The sequence below is a fragment of the Desulfotomaculum copahuensis genome (assembly GCF_001655685.1).
In the GTDB taxonomy this organism is placed as follows: Bacteria; Bacillota; Desulfotomaculia; order Desulfotomaculales; family Desulfovirgulaceae; genus Desulfotomaculum_G; species Desulfotomaculum_G copahuensis.
The window spans coordinates 38,919-47,852 of record NZ_LYVF01000171.1; the positions used below are offsets into that span (position 1 = coordinate 38,919).

11 protein-coding genes are annotated in these 8,934 nt (G+C 57.3%); all 11 read right to left on the minus strand.

Translation table 11 applies throughout. The annotated features are described in order from the left end of the window. Positions 1-102: 102 nt before the first annotated feature. Positions 103-2,040: a Lon family ATP-dependent protease gene (lonC, locus tag A6M21_RS12510; protein ID WP_066669306.1), complete on the minus strand. Its 1,938-nt coding sequence runs from the start codon at positions 2,038-2,040 to the stop codon at positions 103-105. A 16-nt stretch (positions 2,041-2,056) separates the two neighbouring features. Next, entirely contained in the window at positions 2,057-2,503 is a 447-nt protein-coding gene (gene rplI / locus A6M21_RS12515; protein ID WP_066669308.1) for a 50S ribosomal protein L9, read from the minus strand. Then, the gene (locus A6M21_RS12520) at positions 2,500-3,480 is read right to left on the minus strand and encodes a YybS family protein (RefSeq protein WP_066669310.1); all 981 of its coding nucleotides are present in this window, start codon (positions 3,478-3,480) and stop codon (positions 2,500-2,502) included. Before A6M21_RS12520 ends, rplI begins: the two co-directional genes overlap by 4 nt. Positions 3,481-3,484: 4 nt before the next feature. Beyond that, a complete protein-coding gene (locus A6M21_RS12525) occupies positions 3,485-3,802 on the minus strand; it encodes a MazG-like family protein (RefSeq protein WP_066669311.1) in 318 nt (105 codons plus the stop codon). Between the two features lie 150 nt (positions 3,803-3,952). Continuing rightward, entirely contained in the window at positions 3,953-4,186 is a 234-nt protein-coding gene (rpsR, locus tag A6M21_RS12530) for a 30S ribosomal protein S18 (RefSeq protein WP_078060625.1), read from the minus strand. Positions 4,187-4,213: 27 nt separating this feature from the next. Further along, positions 4,214-4,654 carry a single-stranded DNA-binding protein gene (locus tag A6M21_RS12535; RefSeq protein WP_066669312.1) on the minus strand — a complete coding sequence of 147 codons (441 nt, stop codon included), beginning with the start codon at positions 4,652-4,654 and terminating at the stop codon, positions 4,214-4,216. Between the two features lie 73 nt (positions 4,655-4,727). Further along, positions 4,728-5,015, minus strand: coding sequence for a 30S ribosomal protein S6 (gene rpsF / locus A6M21_RS12540; RefSeq protein ID WP_066669317.1), 288 nt, complete (start codon positions 5,013-5,015; stop codon positions 4,728-4,730). 332 nt (positions 5,016-5,347) lie between these two features. Then, positions 5,348-6,895, minus strand: a complete 1,548-nt coding sequence (locus A6M21_RS12545; protein ID WP_066669318.1) for an alkaline phosphatase family protein — start codon at positions 6,893-6,895, stop codon at positions 5,348-5,350. Continuing rightward, a complete protein-coding gene (locus tag A6M21_RS12550) occupies positions 6,892-8,037 on the minus strand; it encodes a YncE family protein (protein WP_161486060.1) in 1,146 nt (381 codons plus the stop codon). The genes A6M21_RS12545 and A6M21_RS12550 overlap by 4 nt, the downstream gene beginning before the upstream one ends. Before the next feature lie 339 nt (positions 8,038-8,376). After that, positions 8,377-8,679, minus strand: coding sequence for a hypothetical protein (locus A6M21_RS19145; protein WP_066669320.1), 303 nt, complete (start codon positions 8,677-8,679; stop codon positions 8,377-8,379). 6 nt (positions 8,680-8,685) lie between these two features. Then, positions 8,686-8,934, minus strand: a 249-nt coding sequence (locus tag A6M21_RS19150; RefSeq protein WP_242868840.1) for an IS200/IS605 family accessory protein TnpB-related protein, incomplete at its 5' end; no start/stop codon positions are given.

The following is an 8,934-nucleotide window of genomic DNA, read 5'->3' on the forward strand; positions in this document are numbered from 1 at the left end:
GGAGCGACTTGCGTAGATCCGGAAACGAACACGGTATAACCGGGGTAAACAAAGCCGGCAGCGCAAACTGTACGCCGGAATGATGTTTTTCATATTAATAAATCAGCTGACCAGCATGCCGGCCTCACCGGTGGAAAACACCAGCGCAAGCAGTTCTTCCACTGTTTTGACCGGTACAACGGTAATGCCGGGCAGGCCCGCCGGTACATCGGATGCATTTTCAGCCGGGATAATCACTCTTTTCACCCCGGCCTGACGGGCGCCGTAAATTTTTTCCGGCACCCCGCCCACGGCGCGGATCCGCCCCTGGATGGACAACTCGCCGGTGATGGCCACATCCTGAGGCACCTCCCGCTCCTGGATGGCGCTGAGCAGGGCCACAAAAATGGCTGCTCCGGCCGAAGGACCGTCGATGCGTCCGCCGCCGACCACATTGATGTGCAGGTCATAGTTGGCCAGATCTTCACCGGTAACCTTGCGGATTACCGAAGCGGCGTTGAACACCGAATCCTTGGCCATGCTGCCGGCGGTGTCATTAAAGCGGATAGCTCCCTGCCCCTGATTACGTGCCGGAAAGGTGACCGCTTCGATTTCCAGTACGGAACCCAAAAAGCCGAGTACGCCTAAACCGAAGACTTTCCCCACTTCTCCCTGCGGGCCGGCCTTGCGCAGGATGTACGGGCTGAGCCGGCTGACCTGGATGACCTCCCGGATGTCAACCAGGGTGATCCCCTCCGGTCCGGCTGCGCCGCCCTGCCGGTAACAGGCCAGGCCGTACGCATCGGAGAGGATGTTGATGGCCTTCCGTCCTTCCACCGTGTACTGGCTGATCAGTTCGGAGGCCCCCGGTTCCAGCTCAACCCCCAGTTTGACCGCCGCCTGGTCCACAATATCCCGCACGTCCGCCGGCGTCAGCGGTTCAAAATAAACTTCGGCACAGCGCGAGCGGATGGCCGGGCTGATTTCCTCCGGTTCACGGGTGGTGGCGCCGATTAGAATAAAATCCGCCGGAGCGCCTTCCTCAAAAATTTTGCGCACATACTGGGGTACTCCGGTATCATGCGGGTCATAATAGGCCGATTCAAAGTAGACCCGTTTGTCCTCGAGCACTTTTAAAAGCTTGTTTTGCAGGATCGGATCCATCTCGCCGATTTCGTCAATAAACAGGATACCGCCGTGCGCCTCGGTAACCAGTCCCAGTTTGGGTTCCGGTATGCCGCTTTCGGCCAGATCGCGTCGCGCCCCCTGATAAATCGGGTCGTGCACCGATCCGAGCAAAGGGTTGGTCACCTCCCGGGGATCCCAGCGCAGCGTGGTGCCGTTCACCTCCACAAAGGGGGCATCTTTGGCAAAGGGCGAACCGGGAATCCCCCGGGCGGCCTCCAGGGCCAGCCGGGCGGCGGTTGTTTTGCCCACCCCGGGCGGACCGTAAAGAATGATGTGCTGCGGAAATGGTGAGGCCAATTTGGCCAGCAGGGACTTGACGGCCCTTTCCTGGCCCACGACCTCACTGAAACTGGACGGCCGGAGCACCTGCATGGCCGAGGAGGAAAGCTTTTTGCGCTCCAGTTTTTCTAAAATGGCCAATTTTTTCAACGTCTGGGCGTTTTCCGGGCCGGCGTTTTCCTTCATTACCTGCATCTTGATTTCTTTGACGTATTCTTCATGCCGCTGCTGCAGCTTGTCGTTGATTTTTTTCTCCAGCTCGTCCTCCACTGTGCGCCGGGCCAGTATATCGGCGATTTCCTCTTCAATTTGTTCCAGCAGCGCGGGAATTTCCTCCATGGCCGGCACCACATCGCAAGTGGGATCTTCGAAAACCAGTTTTTGCAGCGCCAGCACCCGTTCTTCCAGTCTTTCGGAACGCATCAGCTGCAGGGCGTTTAATTTACCCGCCCGCAATACCAGCTTGTCGGAACCATAAAGATTGGCCACCAGCCCGTAAAGAGCGGCGACCTGCCGGCGCAACTGCTCCACCCCTTTGAACTTGGCCCCCGGTTCGCCTTTCACTCCCTTTAATTTCTCCAGGAAGACTTTCATTCCCGCCTGCTCCTTTCTACCCGCCGACTACATTTACATTTATGGTCGCCTGCACCGCCGGGTGCAATTTGACCACCAGCGGATGCACACCCAGTTGTTTAATCGGTTCTTTCAATACAATTTTTTTCTTGTCCACTGTCAATTTATGCTCCCGGAACAAGGCGTCGGCCACATCCTTACTGCTCACCGCGCCAAACAGCTTGCCGCCCTCGCCCACCCGGCTTTTGATCTGCACCGTCAATCCCTCCAGGCGGGCGCCCAATTCCCGGGCGGCCGTTTCCTCCGCCTGTTTCTTTTTGACCTGGACCGCCTTCTGTTGGGACAGTTCCTTCATCTTGCCGGCCGAAGCTTCCACCGCCTTTTGGCGGGGCAATAGAAAGTTGCGGGCGTAGCCGTCACTGACATTGACCACGTCCCCTTTTTGACCCAAACTTTTTACGTCTTCCAGCAATATTACTTTCACTTCTTGTCTTCCCCCTTTGCCGGACCGGATAGACGCCGGATGTTCAACAGGGAATCGCTCAAGCCCAGCGTACAAAGCGCAACCAGCGCATAAGGCAAGTACAGCACGATCAGGAAGAGGAGCAGATATTTGAACAATCTGGTCCGCGCCCACCGGCGGATGTAAAAAGCGGTTACCGAAACGCCGGCAATCAAATAAACAAAGCCGGCCACAAAAAGCAAGTTCTCCGCGAGAACCATCAAAATTCTTTGTCCGGGGCTTTCGCCGGCCAGCAACAAGCTCAGTCCCGGGATCAGCGTCCAGATCATATACCAGGGCAGTTGCCAGCGGTGCAGCGGCGGCAGCGGGACCACTTTAAAACCGAGCCTTTTCAGGACCAACCGGCCCAGCATATAGGTGATTCCGGCTGAAACCAGCGACCAGACGATCAGGTTGGCCGGCAGCAATGTGCTCATCAAATGCAGCGCCTGGTCCATGGCCTGCTTCAATTGCTGTCCGGCGGCCGCATTCAGCATGCCGTGCTGCTGATACCAGGCCAGCACCTGCTCCATACTGCGGCGCATTTCCGGGCCGGTCACAAAGGGGTTGATACCGGTAACCCGGAATGTAATCAGCGCTGTAACCAGAGTCAGCAACGCCGCGGCCACCCCTGCGGCCGCCACACTCAATCCGGCGGAAGTCCGTCTTTTGTAAAGCAGGCCCAGCAGCAGGCCCAGTGGTCCGAAATCAATCACCAGCACCAGCACTGTCAGCGGGCGGCCGAAAAGAAAGAACAGCAATACCGCCGCCACCAGCAGGGCCAGCACCCCGGTACGCAAATCACGGCGGCATACCAGCACCGCCAGGGGCAACGGTCCGGCCAAACCGGCAACCGGGTACAGGGGCGGCACGTAAAGGCCGAGCAGGGCAACCAGGGTGGTCAGGGCGGCAAAAAAAGCACCCTCCACCAGGGACTGGTTTTTCAATTCCGGGGGCACGGAATCACCTCTTTTTATCCCCCAGGTGGGCCAGCAGTGCCGACAGGTCGCCGTACCACCTTTCCATTTCATGATCCTCGTCAATTCCCTGACGCAGCTTGTTCTCCACCTTGAGGTCGATTCTGGTGTAACTGATGCCCAGGCGCTTGCCCAGCACATAACTGGTGATAATAATACTGCCCAGGGCGTCAAGCAGCCGCTCTTCGCTTCCCCGGAGCATTCCCTTGAACAAAGCGGACAGGGAAGTCAAGAGATCCGCCTTGAGCCATTCGATCACGCGGATGTTTTTCGTAATGCCCGGCTCCTGGTTGGCCGGAAACATAGCGCCACCCCCTTCATGACAAACAGGGAGATCTTCTGCACCGGCGCACATTTTTCCTGCCCTATCGCCGTCATAGCGGCTGTTATTTGTTGGTCCGCCTGGCATGCCGGCAAAATAGAGGAAGGGGAACCGTCAGTTCCCCTTGCTGTGTTACTCGGATGTAAATGGTAACAGGGCGATATTCCGCGCCCGCTTGATGGCCAGGGTCATCATGCGCTGGTGACGGGCGCAGTTGCCGGAAATGCGCCGCGGCAGAATTTTCCCCCGCTCGGTGATATACTTTTTTAACCGGGGTACGTCCTTGTAATCAATGGCCTCCATTTTATCCACACAAAAGCTGCAGACGCGTTTTTTGCCCCTGCGGCCGCGTTCTTTTCTGGCCAAACTTTTTCCTCCTTAAAAAATTGCTCGCTAAAAAGGAATGTCATCCTCATTATAATTGATTTCGTGGGCAAAGTTGTCCTCACCGGTGGCGGCGGTCTGTGCGGCCGTCTGTCCGGCAGTCTGAGCGCCGGCCGCCGGTTGGCCTTCTTTGGCCCGATCCAGGAAACGCACGGTGTCCGCCACCACTCTGACGCCCTTGCGCCGGATGCCCTGTTTATCATCGTAGGAGCGAATCTGCAAATATCCTTCTACAAAGACCAGCCTTCCCTTGCCCAGATAATGGGCGCAGGTTTCCGCCAGCTTGCGCCAGACCTCAATGTCAATAAAATCCGCTTCCCTTTCCCCCTGTTGATTGGCAAACGGGCGGTCGACGGCCAGGGTAAACCGGGCCACCGCCACACCGTTGGGGGTGTAGCGCAACTCGGGATCCTGTGTGAGACGCCCGATTAAGATGACTTTATTGACCATCCCTTACACCGCCTTGCTCTTATTTTTTCGCTGACCGGAAAGGCCGGCCCACCCGCCTGATTACGCCTGCCGCTCAGGCGGCGGTTTGCACGATGATATGCCGCAAAATACCGTCTGTAATTTTAAAGACGCGGTCCAGTTCCCGGGCCACGGCCGACTCCGCCTTGAACTGGATGATCATGTACACGCCTTCATGCTGATGATCAATATCATAAGCGAGCCGGCGCTTACCCCATCTTTCCAGCTTGGTGATCTCGCCGCCGTGGTTTTCAATCAGCGACTTGAATTTTTCCACCACCTCGCCGGCCTTCTCCTCGTCCAATTCCGGACGCAAAATAAAGACGGTTTCGTAACTAATCATGCCTGCACCTCCTCCCCACGGACTAATGGCCCCGCCAGTACGGCCGCCGCCCGCCGATCCCCCGGAAAAACGGACCGGCCGGAGCAGCAACCCGGTGGAGCAGGGTGGATCAAGCCATTTTTTTGGCTAAACGATTATAGCATATTTACCGGCATATGGCAAGGACGCCGGCGTCATTCCCCGGCATCTTTCCCCGGCCGTAGTTCGCAGGTGTCCTCTTCATCCGGTTGATTCCAATCAAAAGCGGCAGCCGCTTTTTTAATAAACCGGCTGCCGCTATGTTTTACTGACAACTTGAATGAATTAACCGGTCGTGCCGGGGTTTTTTATTTTCAACCCCGGTCGTCCTCATCATCCCCGCCGTTCACCCGGTGATAGGGTGTTCCCTTGATACTTTCCCAAAGTATTTTGTTCAGCACATTGTCCTGTGATTCAATGTCCGGATGGCTGAAATCCAGACCGGCCGACAGGGCAACCAGCCTTTGATTGTCACCGGCGGCCGCCACGGCACGGGTAACATCCGTCTGTTCCGCCTGATACGGTTTTTTATCCGGTTTGGCGGTAAAAACATCGTACATGGGCAGCGCCGCAGCGTCATACATGCTCATGGGCGGCAGGCCGAGAATCAACTCCATGGTGCGCAGCATGCTCACCTGGTCGTAGTGGGTATGATTTACCGTACCATGCTTGACATAAGGGCTGATCACCAGTCCGACGGTGCGGTGAGCGTCCACATGATCGCTGCCGTTCTGGGCGTCATCCTCGGTAACGAAAATGGCGCTGTCTTTCCAAATTGGACTGTGGCTGATCTTTTCCACAATTTCACCCAGCGCGCGGTCGTTTTGGGCCACCAGTTGCTGCGGCGACAGGTAACCGGTTTTCACTCCGGCCGTATGGTCGTTGGGCAGCCAGATGTAGCTGAAGGCGGGCACGCTGCCGTTTTTAATTTCTCGCTCCAGTTCCCGGTTGAATACCCAGGCCCGGTTCAGATCGGAATACTGTAAATCCCAGCCGCGGTAATTGAACTGATAGTGGCTCAAATAACCGGCCACCGCCTGCAATAACTGGCGGTTCTGCATCATCCGGCCGGCCAGGGCGGTGCCGCCGGTGAGGATGGTGGAAAGGTCGTTCCGGAACGAACTGTCGTCAGACAGCAATTTTTTCAATTCCGCCGGGTCTTGTTTGCCGGCGTAGGATTTGAAACGGTCGAAAAACTTGCCCATGATGCCTGTACCGTCACGGCCGTCGGCCTGCCGCAGGAACTGGTAGTAGCTGCTGGTCAGCGGGTCGTCCGCACCGAGCGTGCCGGCCAGCACATAGTACAATCCGCTGTGCAGGTAGTAGTTTTCCCCGAATACTTTGAAGGGAACCTGCTTTTCAGAAAGTGTCTTCCAGATATAACCGTTGGGCGGGTAGGTAATCGGCACCACGCCGCCGTCGTAATGGGGGTAGCGGTTGGAATAGAGCAGCGGGGTGTTCTTTTCCACATAGTCGTTGGAGTAGGCGCCGGCGGTCCAGGCGTGTCCCTGTACGGAAACCTCGGCGTCGGCATAGTAGTTATCCATGGTCACAAACTGTTCGGACAGCTTGTGGGCGTTCGGAGTGACGTCCCGGCCGAAGAGCACCAGTGAAGGATCGCCGTTGGCCCGCGACAGGTCACCCAAAATTTGATCGTAAGTGCGGTTCTCACGGACGATAAAAAAGATGTGCTTGATTGGACTGGAACCACCCACATAGCGAGGCACCGGGTTGTCTGACGCCGTTCCGGCGCCGGCACTCCCGGACGGACCGTCCAGCGCGTTCTGCAACACCTGCGCGGTCAAGGCGGCCAGCCGGCTTTTGTCCGGTGCGGGCAGGATGGAGGCGGTACCTGTAATCATATTGTAATCATATTGTAATCATACTGGCTCTGGTTGGGGGCGTTGGTACCCGGCTTGGGGCCGTCCGGATTGGGGCCGGTGCCCAGCCCTTTGCCGTTTAATGTAATCACCTGGTTTAATACGGCATTATATAGTACTCCGGTGGGATACCAGCCGGCGGGAATATATCCCGCCACCTTGCCGCTGGCCGGATCCACCACCGCATCGGCATTGGCCCCGGCCAGGGAGACGTACAGGCGTCCGCCGTCCGGTGAAAGGGCCAGACCGGTCGGCGCCGCACCGGCGGGCAGGCCTTTGAAGTGCAAATCGATGGACCGCACCACCTTGCCGGCGGCCGGATCAATCACCGACACGTTGTCGCTGTTCGTATTGGCCACATAAAGCCGGCCGCCGTCCGCGGACAGCACCAGCGCCTCAGGCAGCTTGCCGGTGGCAATCTGCCTGCTTTCCGTTTTTTTGGCCGGGTCGACCACCGACACGCTGCCGGAACCCCAGTTGCTGACGTAGATGACTTTGCCGTCCCTGGACACAGTTACCTGGTAAGGGTAGCGTCCGACAGGTATTTCCGCGGTTATTTTCCCCGCGCCGGGGTCCACAAGGGCGATTTTGTCGCCCATGTTTTCCGCCACGGCCAATTTGCCGTCCGGCAGCAGCGCCAGACCGGCCGGATAGTTTGGCACGGGCACTGCCCCCGCAGTGGTCAGCGTACCGCCTTGAAAGGAGAAAATATAGATCTTGCCGTCATTGCCGCCGCTGACGTAGAGCCTGTCCCCCGTCTTGTTGAAGGCCAGGCCGATAAAGCTTGAGTTTACCTGCGCGCTGCTCACTTTTGCGCCTGTTTTTAGATCGACGATGGATACTTCCTCGGTTTTGGTGGTGCAGCCGTTGTTCGTCACCGCCAGGTAGCGCCCGTCCGGAGAGAGGACCCCGTTGGTCGGCAGGTTGCCCAAAGTTACCTGTGACCCCGCCGGGCTGATGTGCCAGTCGTTGGGTAAAACCTTCCCCACTGCAGCCGGGGCGGACAGATCATAACCGTCCGCAGACGCCGCGGCCGGCAGGGCGGCAAACATATTTGCCGCCAGCAACCCGGCCGCCAGCGTGCGGGCCAGTGCCCGTCCGGCCCGCCGCCTCAAACAGTACACGCCGTTGACACTGCCTTTCATGCTATACCTGGTTCAAAAAAGCCCACAATACCTAACAAGCGTTGGTTTTTGTGCAGCCGGCCACCCCCATGACCAGGCTTTCGCTCCTTTCGGATTTGATTTGTCCGCCCCGGGGGACGAACATTGCGACAGGGGGGCCTCGGCCCCGGGAGTCCCACCCGGACGATCGAGCTGCGCTTGTCGGGCACAGGACGCGGCCTTTTGGGAAACCACGAGGGTTTCCGTCCTGCGTTGACCGTCAAGCGAAAGCCATTGGCTTTGCCTCCCGCGATCTGTTAGATGCGGCCTACCGGTTTGTCCGACTCCGGCTAAACGGGGTCACCTACTCAATAAAACGAGTTTCTTCAAGTCGTGCCAGGCGGAATAAAACGATTCCTGTTGGAAACGGGTTAAACCGTTGTAAACGGGAACCTTTCCATCTAGTTGCTTGAAGAGACGCTTTACCTTTCGGGTCATCCCTTTTCCTTCCCCGGGTAAGGAATTTGCCTTCTGGTTCAGCTTTTCTCTTACGGTTTGGATCTTTTGCTTCAATTCTTTGGTGATGCGTTCTTTGCATCCAATCGCCCGCCGGGCGATGACCAGTGCGGCGGCGTGGTGGATGATTATTCCGTACCGCCGCATGTATTTTCAGTAACCGATGGTGGATGTGTGCGCCGGCCAGACTTGCTTCACACCTACGCCTTCTTTGAACGCTTTACGCATAACAGTTTCGATCATTTTCTTATACGGAAAGTTGGCCGCCATGCGGTTGAATCTTTTATTCGTGTCCAGCCGGTCTTTGCCGAAGTCCAGTTTTTCTACCGCCAGGGGTTTACCCAGGGTTTTGGCGATGTCTACCACCACTCTGGCCAGTACGCCAATCAGGTAGGTGCGCCG

Bases quoted from the DNA above. Each gene is read 5' to 3' on its own strand.
- lonC (WP_066669306.1), bottom strand. From the start codon at position 2,040: ATGAAAGTCTTCCTGGAGAAATTAAAGGGAGTGAAAGGCGAACCGGGG.
- A6M21_RS12525 (WP_066669311.1), bottom strand. From the start codon at position 3,802: ATGTTTCCGGCCAACCAGGAGCCGGGCATTACGAAAAACATCCGCGTG.
- A6M21_RS12535 (WP_066669312.1), bottom strand. From the start codon at position 4,654: ATGGTCAATAAAGTCATCTTAATCGGGCGTCTCACACAGGATCCCGAG.
- rpsF (WP_066669317.1), bottom strand. From the start codon at position 5,015: ATGATTAGTTACGAAACCGTCTTTATTTTGCGTCCGGAATTGGACGAG.
- A6M21_RS12545 (WP_066669318.1), bottom strand. From the start codon at position 6,895: ATGATTACAGGTACCGCCTCCATCCTGCCCGCACCGGACAAAAGCCGG.
- A6M21_RS19145 (WP_066669320.1), bottom strand. From the start codon at position 8,679: ATGCGGCGGTACGGAATAATCATCCACCACGCCGCCGCACTGGTCATC.